This is a genomic window from Klebsiella sp. 1SOBk5mer (assembly GCF_046603115.1).
Classification (GTDB): Bacteria; Pseudomonadota; Gammaproteobacteria; order Enterobacterales; family Enterobacteriaceae; genus Klebsiella; species Klebsiella quasipneumoniae.
In genome coordinates this window covers 803,890-825,924 of the sequence record NZ_JBKIUU010000001.1, presented here as the reverse complement: position 1 = coordinate 825,924, position 22,035 = coordinate 803,890, and the positions used below count along the sequence as shown (strand labels likewise).

The window sequence follows — 22,035 nt, the reverse complement described above, 5'->3', positions numbered from 1 at the left end:
CCCGGGAGAACCGGCGCTTAAAGGTGGCGCGTCGGCGTGTGGTTCAGGCGGTCGGCGCGAACGGCGAACAGCCGAAAGGCCAGTAAACGCCAGCGCTGCCAGCGGGTCAGTTCCATACCAGCACCTCGGCGGGGGTCGGGTTCCAGCCATTGCAGGGATTGTTGAGCTGCGGGCAGTTGGAGATCAACACCATGGCGTTACACTCCGCGCGCAGTTCCACGTATTTTCCCGCCGCCGAGATGCCATCCGCAAAGGTCAGACCGCCCTCCGGCGTCACCGGCACGTTCATAAAGAAGTTAATGTTGGCGCCGATATCGCGCTTATGCAGACGGCCATCATGCAGACAGGCGCAGAGGAAATTATCCCGGCAGCTGTGCATGTAGCGCTTGTCGAGGGCGTAGCGGACGGTGTTGCTCTCCTGGGCGCAGGCGCCGCCGAGGGTATCGTGCCGCCCACAGGTATCGGCCACGATGGTCATCAGCGGACGGCCAAGGTTGGAATAGAGCACGCTGCCGGCGGTGAGGTAGGCGTTACCCTGGCGGCGCAGCGTGCGCTGCGCATCGTAGCGCTCGCGCGGGTTGTCGGCGTTGTAAAACAGGGTATCAATCGCCTGGTTGCCTTCGAGATCGAGCAGACGCAGGGTTTGTCCTTGTTTAACCTCGAACAGCCACGGCTCCCCGGCGGGGATCACATGGCGATAGACGGCCTCTTCCGGACGTCGGTGACTGGTGATAAGGGTCATAAACGCCTCCTTACAGGGCAAAAAGTTGGGTATTGCGGAACGCGCGCAGGTTCTCATCGCGGGTCAGGAGCGCCTGAGTGGCCGCGTCTTCATCGTCGGCCTGATACCAGCTCAGCTGTACCGGACGGGGGGCATACTCTGTGGCCGGATCCTGAGGATGCGGTAGCGCGGTGAGGACCAGCAGGACGTCCATCGGGGCATACAGTTCCACATAGTCCCCGGCGCGGCTGTTGCCGGAGACAAAGTGAAAGCGCCCCTCGTCATCGACGGTCACTTTGCTGAAGAAGTTGACCACCATCAGCAGATCTTCCAGACCGAGATCCCATTTCCCCATCTCCACCAGCAGGTTATCGACGCCGTTGCGATAGAAGCCATTGCGTAATTCCTGGTAGCGTCCGGCGCCATATTTGTCGTGCGTCTCCCCGGCGTTGAGGACCCCGCCGAACGGATCGTGCCAGCCGCAGCTGTCGGCGACGATCCCGGCCAGCACCCGGCCCATATCGGAGTAGAAACAATGCCCGGCGGTCAGGCGCGCGGTATGCTGTCCTTTGAGGGTATCCGGCAGGTTGAGCCGCTCACTTTTCTCATGGGGATTGAGCATCATCATGCTGACGTTTGCCCCGCCGTCGAGATCGGTCAGGCACAGGATCTGCCCTTTGCGCAAAATCAACGAGGTGTGCGCCCCGCCGGGAAGCCGCTCTTCGCGCAGGCTGGGGGTGGAGTGAAACAGTTCAGTCATCAATTTATCTCCTTAATGCGTAAACGTTGGTGTCGCTACCGGTGGCCAGTTGCGCCATCCGCGCTTCATTGAGCGGGATGTCGTAGGTAATACGCGCTCCCCAGGCGTTGGGCGCCTGCGGGTCGATGCGCACTTTGTCGAACACCAGCAGCCTCGTGCCCAGGTTGAAGCCTTCGGCCAGGTCGTGGGTGACCATAAACACCGTCATGCGCGTTTCGCTCCACAGCTGGAGCAGCAGCGCATGCATATCCTTGCGAATGCCGGGATCCAGCGCGCCGAAGGGCTCGTCCAGCAGCAGCACCCGCGGCTGCATCACGAACGCCTGGGCAATGGCCAGCCGCTGCTGCATCCCGCCCGAGAGCTGCGCCGGGTATTTATCCAGGGCGTGTCCCAGGCCCACTTTCTCCAGCATTCGCTGGGCCTGTTGCCGGGCCTCGCGCTTTCTGCCGCCAAACAGGCGCCCCAGCAGCGGGGACGCCGGCAGCTCCAGGCCGATGGCGACGTTATCCAGCACGTTGAGATGCGGAAACACCGAATAGCGCTGGAAAACCACGCCGCGACTGCGGTCCGGCTCCGCCGCCAGCGGCTGGCCGTCGAGCAGGATGGCGCCGCGGGTCGGTTGCTCCTGACCGAGCAGCAGACGCAGAAAGGTCGATTTACCGCAGCCGGACGCGCCGACCATTGAGCAAAACTCGCCCTCTTTCACCTGCAGATTAATGCGCTCCAGCACCACGTGGTCGCCGTACTCCTGCCAGATGTTTTTGATGTCGATAAAACTCATCCCCGGCCTCCTTCCGCCCACGGGAAACAGGCTTTGTGCAGCTGACGCAGCGCCAGATCCATCAGCCATGCCAGCAGCGTGATCCAGATGACATACGGAATAATCACGTCCATCGCCATATAGCGCCGCACCAGGAAGATGCGATACCCCAGCCCGGCGGTGGCGGAGATGGCCTCGGCGGAGATCAGGAACAGCCATGCAGAGCCCAGCAGCAGGCGCAGAGAAGCGATCAGCCGCGACAGCAGCTGAGGAAGCACCACCCGCAGCACCACCGTCCAGCTATTGGCCCCCAGGGTCTGCGCCTTTATAAACAGCTCCGCCGGGATCTCCCGCGCCCGCTGCTCCAGGTCGCGCGCCAGCATCGGCGTAATGCCGATGACGATCAGCATCACTTTCGACAGCTCATCCAGGCCAAAGACGATAAACAGCACCGGCAGGATCGCCAGCGGCGGGATCATTGACACCACCGTCATCAGCGGCGACAGCGCCGCGCGGTACATCGGGAAGACGCCGGCGGCGATACCGATGCCGAGGCCGATCAGCGACGAGACGGCCAGGCCCGTCAGCAGACGGCTCAGGCTGATCAGCGTGTCGGCCCACAGCAGATACTCGCCGCTGCGTTTGTCCGGGGTGAACGCCATCCGGTCAATGGCCGCCGCCATTTGCGACAGGCCTGGCAGCAACTTGTCCTGCGGATTGGCTTCCAGCCGCACCGCCGATCCCATAAACCAGGCGGCGATCAGCAGCACAAACGGCAGCAGCATCAGCGTCAGGCGCATCCCCTTTTGGGGATATCGGTTAATGTGGCGCATGGCGTGGTCTCCCGGCGGCAATCATTACAGCTGGCCCGCGGCGGCCAGCTTCAGGTAGCTGTCGTCAAAGCGCAGTTTGCGGTTGGCGGCATCGCCGAGCGTGACATTGCCCGGGAAGGTCATGCCGATAAAGTCCGCGCTCTGCGCCCCCTCGCCCAGCAGACCTTTATCGAAGGAGAACTGCGCCACACGCTGCATGGTTTTCGCCAGATCCGGCGAGGCGATAAACGCCAGGGTGTCGGCAGGCGTCCAGAAAAGATGAGTGGTTTTGAGCTGCGCCTGGTAGCCGGCGAGATCGGTACCAGAGTCGGCGGCCATAGCGCTCAGCGCCTGGGTATCGCCGGCCTTCATTTTGCCCATCATTTCAAACCACGCGCCGGTCAGGGCTTTGCCCAGCGCCGGGTTATCTTTCAGGGTCTGGGTATTGACCACCATCATGTCGATAAGCTCGCCCGGCACCTGCGAGGAGCTAAACACTTCGCTGGTTTGCGGGGTCTTTTTGATAACCGACAGCTGTGGATTCCAGGCCACCGCCGCCCGCACGCCGCTGGTGCCGAAGGCTGAGACGATATCGGCATCGGAGGTATTCACCACCTTGACGTCTTTTTCCTGCAGCCCGGCTTTTTCCAGGCCGCGCACCAGCAGATAGTGGGAGACCGACAGCTCCGGGAGATACACCGACATCCCTTTCAGGTCGCTGAGCTTTTTATCCGCCCCTTTCAGGACCACCCCGTCGTTACCATCGGAGTAGCTGCCGGTGATCAGCGCCGTGCTGTCGACACCGCCGGCCGCCGGGATGGTCAGGGCGTCCATATTCGTCATCGTGCAGCCGTCAAACTGCCCGGCGGTGTACTGATTGATGGATTCGATGTAATCGTTGAGCTGAACAATATTGATTTTGATGCCGTACTTGCTGGCCCATTTATCGATGATCTTTTCATTGCTGATGGCGCCCCAGGGCATCCAGCCGGCGTAGATGGTCCAGCAGACGTTGAACTCTTTCTTGACGGCGGCAAAGGACGGGACGCTGGTCAATAGCGTCAGTGACAGGACAAGTGAGCGGAGGAGCGGCGATGTTTTCATGGTGGACCTCTGGTTAGCACGAGAAACGGAGCAGCGCGACACCCAACGGTGCTGCTGTCTCCCGGGCTTTTATCCCGCCGTGTAACCTCGCCGAGGTCGCCAGCTCTCGGACCAGACGTTCACCGCGGTGAACCGGAACCCTAGCCAGCTATTGTGTGATCTAAATTGTCTGTTGCGCTGCTTTCTGCTGATGGTCTTGCAAGCGCCATGCCAGGAGCCAGACAGCCGTGCTTTCAGTGATTTACCGCCAACCGGCGCATCGCCTCCCAAAAATGGGGAGTAAAAGTGGGGCATTGCATGGCTTTGGTGCAAAGGGAAAGCCCACCGCGTTCTGGCCAACAACCGGCCGTGGGTCATGGGGGATGAATCCTGTAGCTAATTATCATGGCGCGGGGTAAATGTTTGCCATTACGCCGCTTCGACATGGGGGGATGTCGCAGGCGCTTCTTCCCTGTCCCGTCGCCAGGGGGCATCATATTTTTACCGCCTGTTTTACCCGCCTGACGGTAAAGCATTTAAATGTTGAATACATACTAACGCTAAATCGCAGGGTTGTGCGTTTTAACGCACGGTGATAATATTGCGCCACGTTAAGTAGAGGGGTGGAATAAATTCACCATTCGTTAACTCAGAATGCTTGGCCTGTTAAATACAAGTTAAAATCACGCCAATGTTATTTAACACAGAGAGGTTCCATGAAAATATTGCTGATGTTGCCCACCCTTTTTCTGTTAAGTGGTTGTGTGGATCTGGGGGATGTGGGCATACACCCGGAAGAAGAAACCTATTACGTTAATCAGGGAAAACATCAGGTGATCGATTGCCTTCATTATGCCGCTTCTAAAGCGAATTTATCGCTGGAATATGATGACACTCTTCCTGAAAACATCGATAAATACAACCTGATGAATACTGAAAACACGACTGTCGCGTGGGTGGAAATCAGTAACTTCAACGGCAGGCAGACTTCGGTAGAATTTTATTATGCGCCGCATGCCCCGGATATACATCGGTCGGTCACTACCATTGCTGAACGGTGTACATAATGCCCGAATAACCAGAGACAGAGTTAAGCTGACAAGAAACGAATGATGAAAACCTCTCTCCTTTTGCTAATAGCAGTGCTGGTGATTTCTGGCGAGTTACACGCTGATACTGTTTTTTATCAGGATAGCCGTTTTGTCGGGCACTCTCTTTTTTCAGGCACCGTAAGCAAAGCGAAGCACCATAATAAATTAGCGATGAGTTTTGGCATTTGCCAACTGAGAAAAATCATCAGGAGCGTCACGGATAGCGACGCAAAAAAAGACGCGTAAAGATTGTCCAATAGCTGGCCAGTGTATCCCCCTCCCGGCAGACGCACCTCCCCCGTAAAATGAAATACGAGTGACCTACTTCAGATGAGCGTGGTGCTTGACACGGTTGATGTCTGCCGCGCATGCCTCCTCATCATCCAGATGTTATGTTCATCTCGTAACACCTGACGGACGCCTGGTGTTACGCTAACGTCATATAAGGCAGATCATCCACACTCGGGATGGTGGTTATTTTGTTAAGCAGTCTTTACCGAAAGCGAGACGGACAAAAGGTATATTCAGTATTTCAGGATCGGCGCTGCTGAAGAACACGTTACCTGTTCGGCTTTCAATGGGTTTGTATTTTTTCAGCATCTCCATTTCAATACCCGTGCTCATAAATGACTTGCCATTTTTATCATACAAAAAGAAGCACATTTTGTTATCTTTGCCAGGTTCAATGCTTTTATCAGAGAAGTTATCAAGCGTAACTTTATAGGTCACCAGATACTTCGCCTCGCCGGTCACGCTATCCCATTCACTTCCGGCGGCCTCCTTTAGGGCAAAAATCTTGACCCCTGAAAAATAAGGATCAGGATTCTTTTTATCAATAGCCTGCACCGTTCCTGAGGCAGCGATGGCTACAGCCAGCGCAATACCTTTGGCAATATAATTATGCATTTCCCACCTCATTCAATTTACTATTAAGTGAACGCTACCATAGATCATGATATTGGTATTATCAATGATATTCTCCGTCATCACTATTTGATGAAAATCCAGTCTGTCATTATATTTAAACTTATAAATCAGTGCATTGAGAAAATAAACATTAAAATAATTCTAATGTAAATTTAATAAATTGTTAACTGTAACTTATTTTTCACTTATTTCTGCATCATGTTTAAGCAGGGTTTATCTTCAACTTCATCAGCATGCGATTTAAAGCCGTTCGCACCGACCAGGTTAGCGCCTCCTGTATCTATAGCGTGAATATAATCCTCGATCAGGAAGAGGATAAACAGGTGGGTGCCTGTCCCCCGCCTGAATGCCATGCCTCTTTTTCCATTGGACCTACCATCGGCCTTGAGCCAGTCAATAAGTGAAGCGCACAGCGATGACCCATTTGCACCGACTCAGTGCCGCCTGTTCACCATACTGAATCCCATCCCCTCCCACACTTCCATGTTAACTGTTTGTATATAAAGAACTATTTTAACTGGCACGTTTAATGCTCTGCGGTTGTATACAGCGATGTTGACAAGATCTCAGGCCAGGAGGCGACAACCCATAGCCACCTGCGGTCGCGACGCCAACGCCTTCTTCTCTCCGTGAAGCCTCCAGGGCGGATGCGTTTCACGGAAACCTGTTAACTGAAAACGGAGAACAACATGACGACACTCAGCGAACCGTTGGTTACCCCGAAATATGGCAAATGGCGCCAGCTGGTGCTGGGCCTGATCTGTATGGCCGCCATCTCCAGTCCGCAATATGTCTGGACGCTGCTGACGAAACCCCTGGCCGCAAAGCTGGGCGTCGGTCTGCCCGAGCTGCAGGTCACCTTCTCGCTGCTGATCATCCTCCAGACCTTCTTTTCGCCCTTTCAGGGGCGGTTAGTGGAGAAATTTGGCCCACGGCGGCTAATCGCTATCGGCACGGTGATGGCGGGGATGAGCTGGGTGCTTTCCGCACAGGTGAATGGCCTGGCGACGCTGTGGCTGGTTTATGGCTGCATGGGCGGCCTTGGAACCGGGATCGTCTACATCGGCGTTGTCGGCCTGATGGTCAAATGGTTTCCGCGGCAGCGGGGGTTCGCCGCCGGCGCGGTGGCGGCGGGCTACGGGATGGGGGCCATCCTAACCACCTTCCCCATCTCCCTGTCGCTGACCACCAACGGCCTTGAACACACGATGACGACCTTCGGGGTCCTCTTCGCGCTCGTCGGCTTCCTAGCCAGTCAGGGACTGAAGCTGCCGCCGCCTGCTGTCTCTTTGCCCGTCAGCCAGACGGTGGCGCAGAGCAGTAGATCGTTTACCTCCCGGGAAATGCTGCGCCAACCGCTGTTCTGGCTGATGTTTGCCATGATGGCGATGATGTCGACTTCCGGGCTGATGGTCACTTCGCAGATGGCGGTGTTCGCCGAGGACTTCGGCATTAGCCAGGCGGTGGTGTTTGGCATGGCGGCGCTGCCGCTGGCGTTAACGATAGACCGCTTCACCAACGGTTTAACCCGGCCGCTGTTTGGTTTTATTTCCGACCGCTTCGGCCGCGAGCAAACCATGTTTATCGCCTTTGCGCTGGAGGGGGTGGCGATGACGCTCTGGCTGGCGTGCCGGGAAGATCCGCTGCTGTTTGTCCTGCTTTCCGGGGTGGTGTTCTTTGGCTGGGGGGAAATCTTCTCCCTCTTCCCGTCGACGCTCACCGATACCTTCGGCAGCGAACATGCCGCCAGCAACTATGGCTGGCTGTATATTTCTCAGGGCATCGGGTCAATCTTCGGCGGCCCGTTGGCGGCGTTGCTCTATCAGTACACCCACGGCTGGCATGTGGTTTTCAGCTGCGCCATTGGCCTGGATTTTGTCACCGCCGCCCTCGCGCTGTGGGTGCTAAAACCGTGGCGCGCGCGCTTTATCCGCCAGCATAGCTAACGACAAGCCTGGCAGAAGTGACGGCCAGGCCGTCACTTCACTGATATTCGCTGCGCAGCAGCGCGTACAGATACTCATCGCCCCACTGGCCTTTAAAAAAGATATTCTGCCGGTAATGCGCCTCGCGACGAAAGCCCAGCCCTTCCAGGAGTTTGATCGCGGCGGTATTGCGGGTGTCTACCACCGCGATCAGCCGGTGATGGGCCAACGGTTCAAAGAGTAAGGCTATCACCGCCTGTATGGCTTCCCGGGCATACCCCTGATGCTGATACGCCGGGGAAAAGGTCATCCCCAGCTCGGCCTGTCTGCCCTGATCGAAAAAGTGGATCCCCACATCTCCCGCCAGCGCACCGTTGGCCTGGATCTCTACCGCAAGCTGGAACCAACTCTCATCCTCAGCAAAGGCCAGGGAACGCTGTTGTTCATAGAAGGCAGTTGCCTCTGCCATACCGTAATGGCTCCAGCTCTGAAAGCGGGCCACTTCCGGCAGGTTGCGATAGCGGCTGAAAGACGGCAGATCTTCCGTTCTGAACCGACGCAGCAGCAGCCGGGGCGTGGTCAGGGGTAGCAACATCTCTTCTTCCTGGTGAGTGGGGCAATAGCGCGCCATCTTAACCTGCGCAGCCTGACGCCGCTAGCCGCATGGCGGTGCCTCCTCCCAGCGATAGATTTGAGTGGTGGCCAGCGCCAGCATGGCGAAATCTTCCGGCGTATCGCCGTAAGCGAAGATCGCTTCGTAATCGGTCAGGGCGTAGTTCGCCAGGATACGCGCCTTTTTGGCCAGGCCGCTGCAGTCTCCACCCTGATACTTTCCGGTCGCTGCCCCGTTTTGAAATTCCACTTCGCTGCACAGCAGCTCAAGATTATGCTGCTGGCACCACGGTCGAAGGTAGACATCCAGCGAGGCTGAGACCACCACCACGGTGTCCCCTCGCGCCTGATGCCAGGCTATACGCTGCATCGCGTTCTCCCGCAGCGTGCGGGGAATAAACGCCTGGCTATGATCGTTCCCACGCTGCAGGATCTCAGGTTGCGATTTCCCGGCAAAAGCATAATGAAACACTTTTTGCCGGATGGCAGAGGCTGAAAGCCAGCCCATTTTCCAGGCGAGAATATAGGGCAACAGCCGCAGTTTGCCCCGACGAATGGCTTTCGCATCGAGGGACTGATAAATGAAAGGGGTAAACGTATCTTCGTGGGTTATCGTGCCATCGAAGTCAAAAAAGGCAATGTTCTTCTTCATCCTTGTCACCTTATACACCAATACCGGCGCCGCGCGAGGCGCGGCTGATTTACTTTTTGCCCGCCTGGCGGCAAGATCCGGCATAATGCACCGCTGTCGCAGGACGACCGGGTCACCGGCAGTCATGACAGCGAACCATTCGACAGGAAAACGCATGAAGCCAAAACAAGCGGACATTCTCCGCCACGCCAGCGCGCTGTTTAATCGCGAAGGATATCAGTCGCCCAGCATCGAGCGGATTGCTGAGCATGCCGGCATCTCCAAAATGACCTTCTACCGCTACTATGCCGATAAAGAGGCGCTCATTCTGGCTATCCTCCGGCAGAAAGAGAGCGAGTTTATGCAGGATCTGACGCAGATCACCGCGGATAAAGCCACCGCGCGGGAGAAGCTGTTCGCCGTGTTCGACTACTATCAGTGCTGGTTGACCTGCGAAACGTTCCACGGCTGCATGTTTACCCGCGCGCTGTTTGAATATGGCGCGTCATCGCCGGCGATCCGGGAGCAGTGCTCCCGGTTCAAATCGCGCCTGTGGCAGTTCTTCCGCGATATTCTGACTCGGGTATTAAAACCAGAGCCTGCCGAACGGGTCGCCATGATGATGGTGATGCTCATCGATGGCGCCATCGCCGCCCAGCAGGCCGAGTCAGCCGAATGCCGGGAGATCCCGCCGGGGACGACCGCCTGGAGCGCGGCCAAAGCGCTGATCTACTCAGAAGGCGGTACGCTGTGAGCTCATGCTGCCGTCCAGCGACTGCAGCGCCGCCAGCAGACCATCATAGTAATCGTTGCAGGTTTGCAGGCGCAGCGCGGCGCCAAAGTAGACCTCCTCCATCGCCGCCGGATGTTTTTTGCCAATCGGCACAATCACATTGTTCAGCCAACCGTCCGCATGGCCGATATCGACCGTGATATGTTCGGCATAGTAATGCACGTCGCGATCGCTAAGCCCAATCCGCCGACAGCCCGCCACCAGTTTTTCATACTGCGGCGGGTCGAGCAGTTCGGTCATCGCCATCACCCCCAGCGATTTGTAGTAATGCTGACGATTTACGCCGCCGAGCATAAAGGCGTTATACCCGGCCAGCCCCTGCCACTCATAAAGATGGGCAAAATGATTGTCCGGTAAGGCGATATTCCGCCGCTTCAGTAAATCCTTATACAGATTGACGTGGGTGATCTCAGTGCTGCCCTGGCCTATCTCATCCCACAGATTTTGCGCAATCTCAGCGCGGGTTTCCGGCAACGAGCCCACCAGCCCCATCGCCACCAGATCGAAGAAAAGCAGATTCAGCGCGCTGTCGCTTTTGAAGAAATAGTCGATTTGCGCCGCGGAGGCCTCGCTGGCAAGGAAATCGAACAGCGGATGATGAGACGCCGGGTGCTGCTGGCATAAGGCACGCAATTCGTCGACGATATTGCCGGCATTGAGCACCGGCCTCTGGCGGTGGAAACGTTTGCTTTCCGCCCGCAGCCACTCAGACTCAATGTAATTTCGGATCCCGGAGAGCAGTGGATGAAACTGATTGGCAGCCGCCGGCGAGAGCGGGTCGGCAAGCCAGGACTGATAAAGGATGAACAGCGCATGGTGCGCGCGCTTTTTGGCCTGCGGATCGTCAGCGGAGAGGGCGCGGATGCAGGTATTCTCCGTCAGATGCCAGGCTCTGTCGGCGACCAGCGGATTGGCCGTCAGCTTCAGCGACAGCGCGTTGCTGTGCAGAAGCTGGTCAATTAACTCATCCAGCGCCAGCCTGGCCATCACCGCGGTTTGGTCACTACCAATGACCCCATTGTCGGTATTACGCATGAATTTATCCCTGTGAAATGCATGGCGACTATACGGTATAGTACCGCTCACAATGCGGCAACGGAAATTTCAACCACATTGTTAATATGCTGTTTATTAACTACTTTAAATAAAAAGAACAAAAGCCACTAAAATAGTGTTGATATTATAAAAATAATAACGTTACCATTCAGTACAGTGACAAACGACGCAAGGAATCACGATGCCCTATCTGTTACTGACGCTGGCCGCCCTGTTCTGGGGTGGGAATTACGTTGTCGGTCACGTGCTGGTTCAGGGCGTGGATCCGATCCTGATGACCGAAGCGCGGTGGGCGTTAACGGCGCTGCTGCTGGGCCTGCTCTACCGCCGGCAGATTGCCGGCAGTCGTCACCTGCTGCGGGAAAACGCCCCGGCGGTGCTGGTGCTCACCCTCTGCGGTCAGGTCAGTTTCCCGCTCACGCTCTATATCGGTCTGCAAACCACCTCCGCCCTCAACGCCGCCATCTATATGTCCGCCACGCCGAGCATGGTGCTGCTGATTAACCGGCTGATTTTTCGCGACCCGGTATCGGCCCGCAACTGGCTGGGGGTGGTCTTCAGCACCCTCGGCGTGATGATCCTCTTATTCCAGGGCAACCCGCTGCATGCCGCCTCGCTGCATACCTTTTCCGTCGGCGATCTGTGGGCGATGGGGTCGGCGCTGAGCTGGGCGCTCTATTGTTCGCTGTTACGTCTGAAGGACCGTCGGATCCCGGCGAATGGCTTTGTCGCCGTCAGCTCGCTGCTCGGCGCCCTGCTCCTGCTGCCGATCGTCGCCTTCTGGCTGATGCGCCACCCGGCGCAGGACTGGGATGCCTGGCGCGAGCCGTTTTTCCTCAGCGGGCTGGCTTATCTGGTGATTTTTCCGTCATGGCTGGCCTATCTGTTCTGGAATAAAGGGATCGCCACCATCGGCGCCACGCGGGGGGAGATTTACACCCACATCATCCCCCTCTCGGGTGGCGTGTTAAGCATCCTCTTCCTGCATACCCAGCCCCATGCCTGGCACCTGTTCAGCGCGCTGTTCATTATGCTGGGGATTGGCATCTGCTCGCTGGAAAAACGCCAGGCGGCGACGGTTCGCCTGCGCGGTTAGCGTGTCTGCCGGGCGCCTGATTACGCCCGGCGTCAGCCCTTAACGGCTGGTGGAGAGCGGCTGGTGACGCGCCGCTCCGGCAGGTTGCGCCACCCGGCCCTCGCGGCCAAAGAAGGTCAGAATGGTAATGACGATCGCCACCGTCCCGGCCACCAGGGCCATCGCCAGGCCGTAGTTATGCCCGTGGTGCTGCGCAATGGAGGCCTGCAGGGTGGCATTCACCGAGGCCAGCAGATTCCCCAGCTGATAGACGAAACCGGGCAGCACCGCCCGGGTGTTGGCCGGGACCAGTTCGTTGAGCCAGGTCGGGATCACCCCCCAGGCGCCCTGCACCATAAACTGCATCAGAAACGCCCCGGCCCCCAGCGCCAGCGAGCCGCTGGCGAAAGCCCACAGCGGGATCACCGGCAGCGCCAGCAGAGCGGCGATCATAATCGCTTTGCGCCGGCCAATCTTCTCCGACAGTGAGCCGAAGAACACCCCGCCGATGATTGAGGCGATGTTGTAGCACACCGCGATAATGCTGACCGTTTCCGGCGCAAACCCGTGCTGGACTTTCAAAAATACCGGGTAGAGATCCTGCGTCCCATGGGAGAAGAAGTTAAAGGCCGCCATCAGCACCACCAGGTACAGGCACAGCTTCCAGTGGCTACGCAGCACCGGCAGCAGAGCCGTGATCGCTTTACTCTGCCGGGCCGCCAGCCAGACCGGGGACTCCTCGACGCAGAAATAGATAAACGGCAACAGCAGCACCGGGGCGGCGCCAATGACAAACATCCCGCGCCAGCCGAGCTGTGCAAACAGCAGCCCGTAGGCCACGGCCGCCAGCAGATAGCCGAAGGGATACCCCGCCTGGAACAGACCGGACATCAGGCCGCGCGAGCGGTCGGGGATCGTCTCCATCGCCAGCGACGAAGCCACGCCCCAGATCCCGCCCATCGCCACGCCGTACAGCACGCGCAGCAGAAAAAACAGCATCAACGACGGCGCCGCGGCGGAGAGCAGCTCAAAGGCGGAGAAGAAAACGATATTGAGCATCAGAATCGGTTTGCGGCCAAACTTTTCCGCCGCCCTGCCGAAGATCAATGCGCCGACGGGCCGCACGGCCAGGGTCAGCAGAATCGCCAGGGTGACCTCTTCGAGGTCGACGTGAAAGGAGTGGGCGATATCGCTCAGTAAAAAAACCAACAGGAAAAAGTCGAAAGCATCGAGCGTCCAGCTTAAAAAACTGGCGATCGCCGCATTGCGCTGTCGTGAAGTCCAGCCGTGCATCTTGTCATCCCTATCCCGACGGCGTTGCCGGGAGCTTGCGCGGCGTCCGGCAGAGCAGGCTGGTGTCACCGCTTGTGTAAATTGTTTGTATAGAAAGTTGCTCTTTTGTTAATTACACCCCTTTTCCGGCCGTCGGCAAGTTTATTAGCACGCTAATTTGTTTCAAATTGCGTGCGACGGCCCACCGGTTCGCTAATTTTCGACCAGAATTAAGGGCAGGCTGGCTTCAGTGCACCGCCCCGATGCCGTATCCACCCACAGGAAGGGAGAGAATCATGAAGAGAATCGCCATCGTCGGCGCCGGGCCGACGGGGATTTACACCTTGTATGAACTGGTTAAGCGCGGTGAGCCGCTATCGATCGCGCTGTTTGAAAAAGAGGCGCAGGCCGGGGTCGGTATGCCCTACAGCGACGATAATACCGCGGCGCAGATGCTGGCCAACATCGCCAGCATTGAGATCCCCCCTATCGACCTGACCTATCTGCAATGGCTGCAGCAGCAGAGCGATGACTGGCTGGCGGCGCGCGGTCTTGAACGGCACGCGCTGCATGAGCGCCAGTTTCTGCCGCGGGTGATCCTCGGCGAGTACTACCGCGACCGCTTTCTGTATCTTGTCCAACGGGCCAGAGACGCCGGCTTCGTGGTGAACGTTTGCGAGTCCTGTGAGGTCACGGATATTGCGGTGCAGCCCGTCGGGATCGCCATCCACACCGACAGCGCGGCGCAGCCGGTTATCGTCGATCTGGTGGTGATAGCCACCGGCCATTTGTGGCCTGAAGAAGAACGCGCCAGCCGGCAGTACTTCCCCAGCCCGTGGACCGGCCTGATGGAGGCCCGCATCGCCCCCTGTCGGGTCGGGATCCTCGGGACCTCCTTAAGCGCGATTGATGCCGCCGTGGCGGTTGTAGCCCGCCACGGCGTTTTCCATACTGAACACGACAAAACGACCCATTTTTCCCTGCATCCCGGCAGCGAAGCGCTGGAGATCACGCTGATGTCACGCAACGGCGTGCTGCCGGAGGCCGATTTCTACTGCCCGATCCCGTGGGAGCCGCTGGAGATCGCCACCTCTGCCGCCCTTGAGGCGGCCGTCGCTCAGGGCAGCGACGGCCTGCTGGAGCGGGTGTTTCAGCTGATCGTCCAGGAGCTGGAATATGCCGCCCCGGCCTGGTGCCAGGCGATGGGGCTGCGCCAGCTGACGCCTGACAGCATCGCCGACGCCTGGTTTGCCGACCGTCTTACCCATGACCCCTTCCAGTGGGCGCAGCGCAATCTGCAGGAGGTGGAGCGCAATAAGCGCGAGCGCCACACGGTGCCCTGGCGCTATGCCATTCTCCGCCTGCACGAGGCGATTGAAACCGTGGTGCCGCAGCTCAACGACGAGGACAGCCGTCGCTTCCGCCAGGGGCTCGCCCGCGTGTTTATCGATAACTACGCCGCGATCCCGCCGGAGTCCATTCGCCGCCTGCTGGCCCTGCACCGGGCGGGCATTCTGCGCATTGTGGCGCTGGGTGAGGATTACGATCTGCAGCGCGAGTCTGACCGGACGCTGATTGTCCATCATCAGCAGCGCTGTGAATTCGATGTCTTTATCGATGCCCGCGGACAGAAAGCGCTCAAAACCCGGGATCTGCCCTTTCCTTCACTGCGCCAGCAGTTGCTGGCCTGCGGCGACGCTATTCCGGACGTTGGTGATGACTACACGCTGCAGGCGCCGGAGGCAGTGCGCGGCCGGGTCGCCTTCGGCGCCCTTCCCTGGCTGATGCACGATCGCCCCTTTGTCCAGGGGCTGACGGCCAGCGCCGAGATTGGCAGCGCAATGGCCCGCGCGGTGTCACAGCAGGCAACCGGCCGGCGGCGCCGTCTCTGGTTTATCGACTAGCGGGACGTTTAAACGCAATATCCGAATAAAGGGGGGCTGGCAGGCGTGCTATAAACAGTGGCTGTTCGCCCCCGAGCAAGACCACGTCTAACATTTACGAGGTACTCATGAGTCATCTTTTTAGCGCGACGCGTATTGGTCAGTTGACGCTGGATAACCGTATCGTTATCGCCCCCATGTGTCAGTACTCTGCCGACGAGGGGAAGGCGACGTCCTGGCACCGGATCCATCTCGGGCAGCTGGCGTTCTCCGGCGCCGGCCTGTTAATTCTGGAAGCCACGGCAGTAGAGCCGGCGGGACGTATCTCGCCGGGGGATCTGGGGCTGTGGGATGATGAAACCGAAAACGCCCTGCGCGCCGTGGTGGAGGATATCCGGGCCTGGTCACCGATCCCTCTGGGGATCCAGCTGGGGCATGCCGGGCGCAAGGCCTCCTGCGCGGCCCCCTGGCAGGGTGGCCATCAGCTGGCGCTCAACCAGGGCGGCTGGCAGACCGTCGCCCCCTCCGCGGTGGCGTTTCACGACGGCGATCGCGCCCCGGCCGAGCTGAGCCATGCCGATCTGGCGCGCATCAAAGCGGCCTTTGTCGCCAGCGCATTGCGCGCCCAACGCCTGGGCTTTGAGCTGATTGAGCTGCACGCCGCCCACGGCTATCTGCTGCACCAGTTTCTCTCACCGCTCAGCAATCAGCGCCGGGACGAGTATGGCGGTTCGCTGGAAAACCGCATGCGCTATCCGCTGGAAGTGTTTAAGGCAATCCGCGAGGCGGTGGGCAACGCCATGGCGGTGGGCGTCAGGTTGTCGGCTACCGACTGGGTCGAAGGCGGCTGGGACGGCGAGCAATCCATTCAGTTCAGTCAGCAGCTGGAAGCGCTGGGCAGCGACTATATCCATGTCTCCAGCGGCGGATTGTCGCCGCAGCAGGCAATCACCGTCGGGCCGGGGTATCAGTTGCCTTTCGCCCGCGACATTCGCGAGCAGGTAGCCATCCCGGTGATTGGCGTGGGACTGATCACCGACCCGCAGCAGGCGGAAGCGGCGCTGGAGAATGGCGATGCCGACCTGATCGCCCTCGCCCGCGCGGTGCTCTACGATCCGCACTGGCCATGGCACGCCGCGGCCAGCCTTGGCGCCCAGGTTCGCGTACCTTCGCAATATCTGCGCTCCGAGCCGCACGGCCTGAAAGGCACCCTGCTTCCAAACCGCTGAACCCGGAACGGGCATAAAAAAGGGGTATCGTAAGATACCCCTGAGCAGTATGTTATTGCCGTTCTATGTGCCGGGCGGCGGCAACGTCTTGCCCGGCCTACAATACCCGATCATTGCGCAGCCAACTCGCCCCCTTGCAGGCCCGCGCAAGCGCAGCGCCGTCGGGCGCGATATCAGGCTCCACGCTCTGTTTTTACGGACGGCGGCTGGCCAGGCAAACACCGCGAGTTACTGCTGGGCGGCCGGTGGCGTAGCGTTCTGTTTATCCTTCGCGATACTGTCCTGAATGGCTTTGGTTTTGCTCGCCGCTTCCGCCGAAAGCTGATTGGCATCGCCGATGGCGTTGTCTTTGATCTGACCCGCCTCTTTGACGATGCGGTCACTTTCCTGCTTTGCGTTCTGCTTCACCGCATCGGCCTGGGCTTTCGCCTGCTCGGCGATGGCATCCGCTTTCTTGTCCGCCTCCGCCTTGATGGCGCTGGCCTGATCCTTCAGGCGATCGGCCTCGGCGTCGGCCTGGCTTTTCAGCGTATCAATTTGCTTATCCGCATCCTGCTTAATCGCCTGGGCTTTGTCCGCCGCGGCATCCTTCATCTGCTCCGCATTATCTTTCGCCTTATCCAGTTTGTTATCTACTTTCGACGCATCGTCGCAGCCAAACAGGGTCAGGCACAGTGCGGAAGCGAGCAGTGTTTTATTCCAGAGTTTCATCAGCATTCCCTTACAGGTTGAGTCATTATCCAGCCTTGTGATTTATTGCTTTAATAGCATTCACATTTTATATATAAACGCTCAGCCAGCAGAGTCAAGCCGGCGGCGTCCGCGCCAGGGTCGCCACCAGCCCCTGCAGCCAGTCGGCAAAGACCCGCACCTTGTGCGAAAGATGCCGGTGCGGATAGAGCAGCGACAGCGGCCGACGCGGCGCCGGGAAGTCCGGCAGAATTTCCACCAGCTGGCCGCTGTCGATGTAGGGCTGTAAAAAGAAGCGCATTCCCTGCAGCATCCCCAGCCCCGCCAGTCCGGCGGCGGTAAAGACTTCCGAGTTGTCCAGCACCAGCTTGCCGGGAATGGCGACCTGCCGGACGCCCTCCAGGGTCTGGAATCGCCAGGGCATAATCTGCCGGCTGCTGCTGTTCACCCAGTTCACCGCCAGGTGCGACTGCAGGTCCTCCAGCGTGGCGGGCGCCCCATAGCGCGCCAGATATTCCGGACTGGCGCAGGTGGTTAACGCCACCTCCCCCAGCGAGCGCGCCACATAGTCGCCATCCTCCAGTTCACCCACCCGCAGCAGGCAATCCAGGCCATCGCGCAGCATATCCCGGCGCACATCGGAGCTGCTGAGGACAATTTCCACCTCCGGATGGGCCTGATAAAAATCCGCAAGATGCGGGATCACCAGCAGCCGTGCAAAAGCGATCGGCATATCGACACGTAGCTGGCCGCGTATCGGCCGGTCCGGCGCGAACGACTCCAGCAGATCGTCGGCCTGGGAGAGCAGCGGTTTACTGCGGCGATAAAACTCTTCTCCCTCCGGCGTGAGATACAGGCGCCGGGTGGTACGCTGCAGCAGCCTGACCCCGCTCTCCCGCTCCAGCTGCTGCAGCGCTTTGGTCACCGCCGGCCGGTGGATCTGCAAATTTTCCGCCGCCTGGGAAAAGCTGCCGGCGTCGACGATTTCAATAAAGATTTTAATATTTTCAAACAGATTCATCTGCATAACGGCCCATCCCCTATCTCATCGCCTGCCGTAATTATTACTAAATTAATAATAGTGCTGAAAGTTTTCGCTCATTTTTTAAAACAATAAAGGCGCCTACACTGCTCTCATTGCCGCATCGTTGGGGCAAAAAAAAAGATAACTTGTTAACATAAAAGGAAAAATATCATGCAACCTAACCGCGTTGCCCGCATTCTGGGTATTGAAAAACCGGTGGTCCAGGGGCCGCTTTCCTGGCTGACCGATGCGCGTCTGGTGGCGGCCGTCGGCAACGCCGGTGGTCTCGGGGTACTGGGCCCGAACGCCGGGCTGACGGCGGCAACCGCCGTCTCCACGCCGGAAGCGACGGCTGAGAAAATGCGCGAAGAGATCCGCAAAACCAAACAGCTGACCGAGAAGCCCTTTGGCGTCAATCTGATCCCGACGGCGGAAAACGACATCTGGACGCCGGCGATCCTGCCGGTGATCAAAGCGGAAGGCGTTAAGGTGGTGGTCTACACCGGCTACGGCGACGGTTCGTTAAAACCGGCGCTGTTCGATGAGCTGAAAACCGCCGGGATCACCATTATCTACCGCGATATTAACCCGACGCCTGAGAACAGCCGCCGCGCGGAGCAGGCCGGAGCGGACATTATCGTCGCCACCGGCTTTGACGAAGGCGGCACGCTGCCGGGCACCGCGCTGGGGACCTTCACCATCGTCCCGCTGATTGTTGACGCGGTACAGCGGGTTCCGGTAATGGCCGCGGGGGGGATAACCGATGCCCGAGGGGCGCGTGCCGCTCACGCCCTCGGCGCGGAAGGCGTCTTCGCCGGTTCGGTATTCATCAGCACTGTCGAAAGCCGGGTTCCCGACTCGGTGAAAGCGAAAATTGTCGCCGCCAACGGCCTGGATCTGCGGCTGTTCCGCACCCTGCCGGACTACTACCGCGCTCTGCCCGGCAAACTGAGCGACAAACTGGTAGCCATGGACCGGGCCGGCGCCTCAAAGGCCGAGCTGGCTCAGGCGATGGGCGGTCTGCGCGGAATGCGGCTGGGCATGCTGGAGGGGAATACTGATGAGGGGTATATCTCGCTGGGGGCGGGGATCGGCAATATCCATGCCATCACCTCCGTCGCCGAGGTGGTCAACCGGCTGGCGGTGTAACGCCGCCAGCCGGGGTACGGCAACCGGCGCGATCAGGCGTCGGCCACCTGCTCTACCGCCCGGGAGAACGCGTCGATGGCCAGCCCGACGTCGGCGGTGGTGACCGATTCCGCCGGGTGATGGCTGACGCCCCCCAGGCAGCGCACAAACAGCATGGCCGATGGCCAGCGCTCGGCGATGGCGATGGCGTCATGCCCTGCGCCGCTCGGCAGCGTCAGCGACCGCCCCTGCACTGCCACCACCGCCTCGCTCAGCACCGCCTGCAGCTGGCTGTCGCAGGCGGTGGCGGCGATGCGATAATACTCCTCGGCGCTGAAGCTCAGCTGGCGGCGCCCGGCAATGGCCTGCGCCTCCGCCAGCAACTCCTCCAGCAGCGCCGCCAGCAGCGCATCCTGCGGGCCGCGAATATCCAGCGTCAGCTGCACCTCGCCCGGTATCACGTTCACCGCGCCCGGCGCACAGCGCAGGGTGCCGACCGTCGCCACCAGATTGCCGCCGCGCTGCCGGGTCAGGCTTTCCACCTGCACCATCCATTCCGCCGCCGCGGCGAGCGCGTCCTTACGATGGAGCATCGGCACCGTGCCGGCATGGCCGGCTTCGCCGGTAAAGCGGCAGTTCAGGCGGCGGGCGCCGTTAATCGCCTCCACTACGCCGAGCGCCAGACCCGCCTGCTCCAGGCACGGCCCCTGCTCGATATGCAGTTCCAGATAGGCGGCGATATCCTGCGGGCGGCGGGCGGCATGGGCGATCCGCGCCGGATCGAGCCCGGCATTCACCAGCGCCTGGGCGACGCTCACCCCGTCGGCATCGCACTGCGACAGCCAGCTTTCAGGCCAGGTGCCGGTGACGCCGCGGCTGCCAAGCAGGGTGATGCCGAAGCGGGTGCCCTCTTCATCGCCAAAACCGACGATCTCGATAGCCTTTGCCAGCCGTCGCCCCTGCTGGTGCAGACGCTGCACCACCTCAATCGCCGTCAGCACGCCGAGCATGCCGTCGTAGCGCCCGGCGTTGCGCACGGTGTCAAGATGAGAGCCCAGCAGCACCGCCGGCGCGCCCTCCTGCACGCCTTCATAGCGACCGCAGATGTTGCCGACGCTGTCCTGCCACACCATCATACCGGCGGCCTGCATCCACTGACCCACCAGCTGGTTGGCCTGCAGATGCTCCGGCGACAGATAGACCCGGGTCAGGGCGTCGGCGGTTTCGCTGAGGGCGGCCAGCTGGTCGGCCCGCGCCATTACCCGGCTGGCGGCCGCCTCTCTCTCCGCCTGCTGGCGGATGGTATCACTCATAGGTTGCCCTCGGTGCGGTAGTGATCCCAGGCCGCCTGCATCGCCGCGCCCTGGGTGGTGGTGAACTTGAGGTAGTTCAGCACCGCCTCCAGCGCACTGAGGGTCTGCATCACACAGTCTTTACGCGCGTTATAGCCCATGGTGCCAATGCGCCAGACTTTACCGTGCAGCGGGCCGAACGAGGTGCCAATCTCAATGCCGAAATCTTCCAGCATCAGCTTACGCACCTGGTCGCCGTTGACCCCGTTGGGGATCACCACCCCCAGCACGTTATTCATTTTGTGCCGCAGGTCGCCAAAGGTCTCGAGACCCATCGCCTGGATCCCTTTCAGCAGCGCATCGCCGTGCAGCTTGTGGCGGGCGATGCCGTTGTCGAGTCCCTCCTGAAGGATCAGGCGCGCGCACTCCCGGGCGGCGAACAGCGCCGAGGTCGCTTCGGTGTGGTGGTTAAGGCGCTCCGGCCCCCAGTAATCCATCACCATGCCGAGATCGAAATAGTTGGAGTAGATCATCTCGTCGACGCCATCGTGGTGGGCGTCGGTGCGGATCCCCTGCTCAATGCAGCGGCGGCGGCGGATCGCCTCTTCCATCCGCGGGCTGAGGGTGATGGGCGAGGTGCCGGAGGGGCCGCCCAGGCACTTCTGCATCCCGGCGGACACCGCGTCCAGCTGCCAGGCGTCGGTTTCCAGCGGGTTGCCGCCGAGCGACGCGGTGGCGTCAGTATAGAACAGCACGTCGTGGCGACGACAAATCTCCCCCAGCTCCGCCAGCGGCTGCAGCATGGTGGTCGAGGTATCGCCCTGCACGATAAGCAGCAGGCGCGGGCGCACGCGCTTGATCGCGTCCTCAACCTGGTCCGGGGTAAAGACTTCCCCCCACGGCACCTCGATGGTGTGTACCTCTGCCCGGCAACGGCGCGCAATCTCGCACAGCAGGTGGCCAAACCGGCCGAACACTGGCACCAGCACCTTGTCGCCCGGACGGATCGCCGACACCAGGATCGCTTCGATACCGGCGCGGGAGGTACCGTCCACCAGCATCGTCCAGCGGTTTTCGGTGCGAAACACGCCGCGGTAGAGCGCCATCACTTCATTCATATAGTGGGTCATCGCCGGATCGTACTGCCCCACCAGCTGGCTCGCCATGGCGCGCAGAACGCGCGGGTCGGCGTTGATCGGCCCCGGACCCATCAGCAGGCGCTGCGGCGGGTTAATTTGCGAAAACTGAGTGATATCCATCTGCCATTCCTT

At 59.8% G+C, this 22,035-nt stretch carries 21 protein-coding genes, 1 pseudogene and 1 riboswitch; of the genes and pseudogenes, 8 read left to right on the top strand and 14 right to left on the bottom strand.

The genetic code is table 11. The annotated features are described in order from the left end of the window. Positions 1–106: 106 nt before the first annotated feature. The 5 genes from ACLH1U_RS04080 to ACLH1U_RS04060 are packed head-to-tail and all read right to left on the bottom strand — an operon-like array spanning position 107 to position 4,157. A complete protein-coding gene (locus ACLH1U_RS04080) occupies positions 107–742 on the bottom strand; it encodes an urea amidolyase associated protein UAAP2 (RefSeq protein WP_023289733.1) in 636 nt (211 codons plus the stop codon). 10 nt (positions 743–752) lie between these two features. Next, positions 753–1,481 (bottom strand): urea amidolyase associated protein UAAP1, encoded by a 729-nt coding sequence (locus ACLH1U_RS04075; RefSeq protein WP_255893214.1) that lies wholly within the window; start codon positions 1,479–1,481, stop codon positions 753–755. 4 nt (positions 1,482–1,485) lie between these two features. Beyond that, positions 1,486–2,262, bottom strand: a complete 777-nt coding sequence (locus tag ACLH1U_RS04070) for an ABC transporter ATP-binding protein (RefSeq protein WP_072420163.1) — start codon at positions 2,260–2,262, stop codon at positions 1,486–1,488. Then, positions 2,259–3,074, bottom strand: a complete 816-nt coding sequence (locus ACLH1U_RS04065) for an ABC transporter permease (protein ID WP_023289736.1) — start codon at positions 3,072–3,074, stop codon at positions 2,259–2,261. The genes ACLH1U_RS04070 and ACLH1U_RS04065 overlap by 4 nt, the downstream gene beginning before the upstream one ends. A gap of 24 nt (positions 3,075–3,098) precedes the next feature. Next, positions 3,099–4,157 carry a putative urea ABC transporter substrate-binding protein gene (locus ACLH1U_RS04060; RefSeq protein ID WP_121936048.1) on the bottom strand — a complete coding sequence of 353 codons (1,059 nt, stop codon included), beginning with the start codon at positions 4,155–4,157 and terminating at the stop codon, positions 3,099–3,101. Positions 4,158–4,213: 56 nt separating this feature from the next. Continuing rightward, positions 4,214–4,312, bottom strand: a riboswitch (guanidine-I (ykkC/yxkD leader). A gap of 540 nt (positions 4,313–4,852) precedes the next feature. Between ACLH1U_RS04060 and ACLH1U_RS04055 the strand changes: the two genes are divergently transcribed. After that, positions 4,853–5,203, top strand: a complete 351-nt coding sequence (locus tag ACLH1U_RS04055) for a hypothetical protein (protein WP_048335733.1) — start codon at positions 4,853–4,855, stop codon at positions 5,201–5,203. Positions 5,204–5,248: 45 nt separating this feature from the next. Continuing rightward, entirely contained in the window at positions 5,249–5,473 is a 225-nt protein-coding gene (locus tag ACLH1U_RS04050; protein ID WP_050534110.1) for a hypothetical protein, read from the top strand. Positions 5,474–5,701: 228 nt separating this feature from the next. Here ACLH1U_RS04050 and ACLH1U_RS04045 read toward each other — a convergent pair whose 3' ends face one another. Continuing rightward, positions 5,702–6,133, bottom strand: coding sequence for a DUF4354 family protein (locus tag ACLH1U_RS04045; RefSeq protein ID WP_032452906.1), 432 nt, complete (start codon positions 6,131–6,133; stop codon positions 5,702–5,704). A 710-nt stretch (positions 6,134–6,843) separates the two neighbouring features. Here ACLH1U_RS04045 and oxlT point away from each other — a divergent pair. Next, positions 6,844–8,100 carry an oxalate/formate MFS antiporter gene (gene oxlT, locus ACLH1U_RS04040; protein ID WP_023289740.1) on the top strand — a complete coding sequence of 419 codons (1,257 nt, stop codon included), beginning with the start codon at positions 6,844–6,846 and terminating at the stop codon, positions 8,098–8,100. A gap of 37 nt (positions 8,101–8,137) precedes the next feature. Here the strand turns inward: oxlT and ACLH1U_RS04035 are convergent, their stop codons facing one another. Together ACLH1U_RS04035 and ACLH1U_RS04030 are read right to left on the bottom strand one after the other, a co-directional pair. Further along, positions 8,138–8,710: a GNAT family N-acetyltransferase gene (locus tag ACLH1U_RS04035; protein WP_168380147.1), complete on the bottom strand. Its 573-nt coding sequence runs from the start codon at positions 8,708–8,710 to the stop codon at positions 8,138–8,140. A 24-nt stretch (positions 8,711–8,734) separates the two neighbouring features. Further along, on the bottom strand, positions 8,735–9,343 hold the full coding sequence (locus ACLH1U_RS04030; RefSeq protein ID WP_032452909.1) for an HAD-IB family hydrolase: 609 nt from the start codon (positions 9,341–9,343) through the stop codon (positions 8,735–8,737). 154 nt (positions 9,344–9,497) lie between these two features. Here ACLH1U_RS04030 and ACLH1U_RS04025 point away from each other — a divergent pair, with 154 nt between their 5' ends. Beyond that, the gene (locus ACLH1U_RS04025; RefSeq protein WP_023289743.1) at positions 9,498–10,076 is read left to right on the top strand and encodes a TetR/AcrR family transcriptional regulator; all 579 of its coding nucleotides are present in this window, start codon (positions 9,498–9,500) and stop codon (positions 10,074–10,076) included. Here ACLH1U_RS04025 and ACLH1U_RS04020 read toward each other — a convergent pair. Continuing rightward, a pseudogene (locus ACLH1U_RS04020) lies at positions 10,052–11,150 on the bottom strand (iron-containing redox enzyme family protein). The gene ACLH1U_RS04025 and the pseudogene ACLH1U_RS04020 sit on opposite strands and share 25 nt — an antisense overlap. 202 nt (positions 11,151–11,352) lie before the next feature. Here ACLH1U_RS04020 and ACLH1U_RS04015 point away from each other — a divergent pair. Further along, on the top strand, positions 11,353–12,267 hold the full coding sequence (locus tag ACLH1U_RS04015) for a DMT family transporter (RefSeq protein ID WP_023289745.1): 915 nt from the start codon (positions 11,353–11,355) through the stop codon (positions 12,265–12,267). A gap of 39 nt (positions 12,268–12,306) precedes the next feature. Here the strand turns inward: ACLH1U_RS04015 and ACLH1U_RS04010 are convergent, their stop codons facing one another. Further along, complete coding sequence (locus ACLH1U_RS04010) at positions 12,307–13,539, bottom strand: MFS transporter (RefSeq protein WP_411299078.1); 1,233 nt, start codon at positions 13,537–13,539, stop codon at positions 12,307–12,309. Between the two features lie 275 nt (positions 13,540–13,814). Here ACLH1U_RS04010 and ACLH1U_RS04005 point away from each other — a divergent pair, with 275 nt between their 5' ends. After that, the gene (locus ACLH1U_RS04005; protein ID WP_064157871.1) at positions 13,815–15,422 is read left to right on the top strand and encodes an FAD-NAD(P)-binding protein; all 1,608 of its coding nucleotides are present in this window, start codon (positions 13,815–13,817) and stop codon (positions 15,420–15,422) included. A gap of 107 nt (positions 15,423–15,529) precedes the next feature. After that, complete coding sequence (locus ACLH1U_RS04000) at positions 15,530–16,630, top strand: NADH:flavin oxidoreductase/NADH oxidase (protein ID WP_023289748.1); 1,101 nt, start codon at positions 15,530–15,532, stop codon at positions 16,628–16,630. Positions 16,631–16,858: 228 nt separating this feature from the next. On the opposite strand, the gene ACLH1U_RS03995 is transcribed toward ACLH1U_RS04000, so the two are convergent. Further along, positions 16,859–17,347: a hypothetical protein gene (locus tag ACLH1U_RS03995; protein ID WP_032452914.1), complete on the bottom strand. Its 489-nt coding sequence runs from the start codon at positions 17,345–17,347 to the stop codon at positions 16,859–16,861. Between the two features lie 88 nt (positions 17,348–17,435). Beyond that, entirely contained in the window at positions 17,436–18,341 is a 906-nt protein-coding gene (locus tag ACLH1U_RS03990) for a LysR family transcriptional regulator (RefSeq protein ID WP_074423676.1), read from the bottom strand. Positions 18,342–18,515: 174 nt separating this feature from the next. On the opposite strand from ACLH1U_RS03990, the gene ACLH1U_RS03985 reads away from it, so the two are divergent. Then, the gene (locus ACLH1U_RS03985) at positions 18,516–19,493 is read left to right on the top strand and encodes an NAD(P)H-dependent flavin oxidoreductase (protein ID WP_374014665.1); all 978 of its coding nucleotides are present in this window, start codon (positions 18,516–18,518) and stop codon (positions 19,491–19,493) included. Between the two features lie 32 nt (positions 19,494–19,525). Here ACLH1U_RS03985 and hpxK read toward each other — a convergent pair whose 3' ends face one another. Together hpxK and ACLH1U_RS03975 are read right to left on the bottom strand one after the other, a co-directional pair. Further along, a complete protein-coding gene (gene hpxK, locus ACLH1U_RS03980) occupies positions 19,526–20,785 on the bottom strand; it encodes an allantoate amidohydrolase (protein WP_072421645.1) in 1,260 nt (419 codons plus the stop codon). Continuing rightward, the gene (locus tag ACLH1U_RS03975) at positions 20,782–22,023 is read right to left on the bottom strand and encodes a pyridoxal-phosphate-dependent aminotransferase family protein (RefSeq protein ID WP_411299077.1); all 1,242 of its coding nucleotides are present in this window, start codon (positions 22,021–22,023) and stop codon (positions 20,782–20,784) included. The genes hpxK and ACLH1U_RS03975 overlap by 4 nt, the downstream gene beginning before the upstream one ends. Between the last annotated feature and the right edge of the window lie 12 nt (positions 22,024–22,035).

Bases quoted from the DNA above. Each gene is read 5' to 3' on its own strand.
- ACLH1U_RS04045 (WP_032452906.1), bottom strand. From the start codon at position 6,133: ATGCATAATTATATTGCCAAAGGTATTGCGCTGGCTGTAGCCATCGCT.
- ACLH1U_RS04050 (WP_050534110.1), top strand. From the start codon at position 5,249: ATGAAAACCTCTCTCCTTTTGCTAATAGCAGTGCTGGTGATTTCTGGC.
- ACLH1U_RS04055 (WP_048335733.1), top strand. From the start codon at position 4,853: ATGAAAATATTGCTGATGTTGCCCACCCTTTTTCTGTTAAGTGGTTGT.
- ACLH1U_RS04030 (WP_032452909.1), bottom strand. From the start codon at position 9,343: ATGAAGAAGAACATTGCCTTTTTTGACTTCGATGGCACGATAACCCAC.
- ACLH1U_RS04075 (WP_255893214.1), bottom strand. From the start codon at position 1,481: ATGACTGAACTGTTTCACTCCACCCCCAGCCTGCGCGAAGAGCGGCTT.
- ACLH1U_RS03990 (WP_074423676.1), bottom strand. From the start codon at position 18,341: ATGAATCTGTTTGAAAATATTAAAATCTTTATTGAAATCGTCGACGCC.
- hpxK (WP_072421645.1), bottom strand. From the start codon at position 20,785: ATGAGTGATACCATCCGCCAGCAGGCGGAGAGAGAGGCGGCCGCCAGC.
- ACLH1U_RS04010 (WP_411299078.1), bottom strand. From the start codon at position 13,539: ATGCACGGCTGGACTTCACGACAGCGCAATGCGGCGATCGCCAGTTTT.
- ACLH1U_RS04070 (WP_072420163.1), bottom strand. From the start codon at position 2,262: ATGAGTTTTATCGACATCAAAAACATCTGGCAGGAGTACGGCGACCAC.
- ACLH1U_RS04035 (WP_168380147.1), bottom strand. From the start codon at position 8,710: ATGGCGCGCTATTGCCCCACTCACCAGGAAGAAGAGATGTTGCTACCC.
- ACLH1U_RS04000 (WP_023289748.1), top strand. From the start codon at position 15,530: ATGAGTCATCTTTTTAGCGCGACGCGTATTGGTCAGTTGACGCTGGAT.
- ACLH1U_RS03975 (WP_411299077.1), bottom strand. From the start codon at position 22,023: ATGGATATCACTCAGTTTTCGCAAATTAACCCGCCGCAGCGCCTGCTG.
- oxlT (WP_023289740.1), top strand. From the start codon at position 6,844: ATGACGACACTCAGCGAACCGTTGGTTACCCCGAAATATGGCAAATGG.
- ACLH1U_RS03995 (WP_032452914.1), bottom strand. From the start codon at position 17,347: ATGCTGATGAAACTCTGGAATAAAACACTGCTCGCTTCCGCACTGTGC.
- ACLH1U_RS04025 (WP_023289743.1), top strand. From the start codon at position 9,498: ATGAAGCCAAAACAAGCGGACATTCTCCGCCACGCCAGCGCGCTGTTT.
- ACLH1U_RS04080 (WP_023289733.1), bottom strand. From the start codon at position 742: ATGACCCTTATCACCAGTCACCGACGTCCGGAAGAGGCCGTCTATCGC.
- ACLH1U_RS03985 (WP_374014665.1), top strand. From the start codon at position 18,516: ATGCAACCTAACCGCGTTGCCCGCATTCTGGGTATTGAAAAACCGGTG.
- ACLH1U_RS04060 (WP_121936048.1), bottom strand. From the start codon at position 4,157: ATGAAAACATCGCCGCTCCTCCGCTCACTTGTCCTGTCACTGACGCTA.
- ACLH1U_RS04065 (WP_023289736.1), bottom strand. From the start codon at position 3,074: ATGCGCCACATTAACCGATATCCCCAAAAGGGGATGCGCCTGACGCTG.
- ACLH1U_RS04005 (WP_064157871.1), top strand. From the start codon at position 13,815: ATGAAGAGAATCGCCATCGTCGGCGCCGGGCCGACGGGGATTTACACC.
- ACLH1U_RS04015 (WP_023289745.1), top strand. From the start codon at position 11,353: ATGCCCTATCTGTTACTGACGCTGGCCGCCCTGTTCTGGGGTGGGAAT.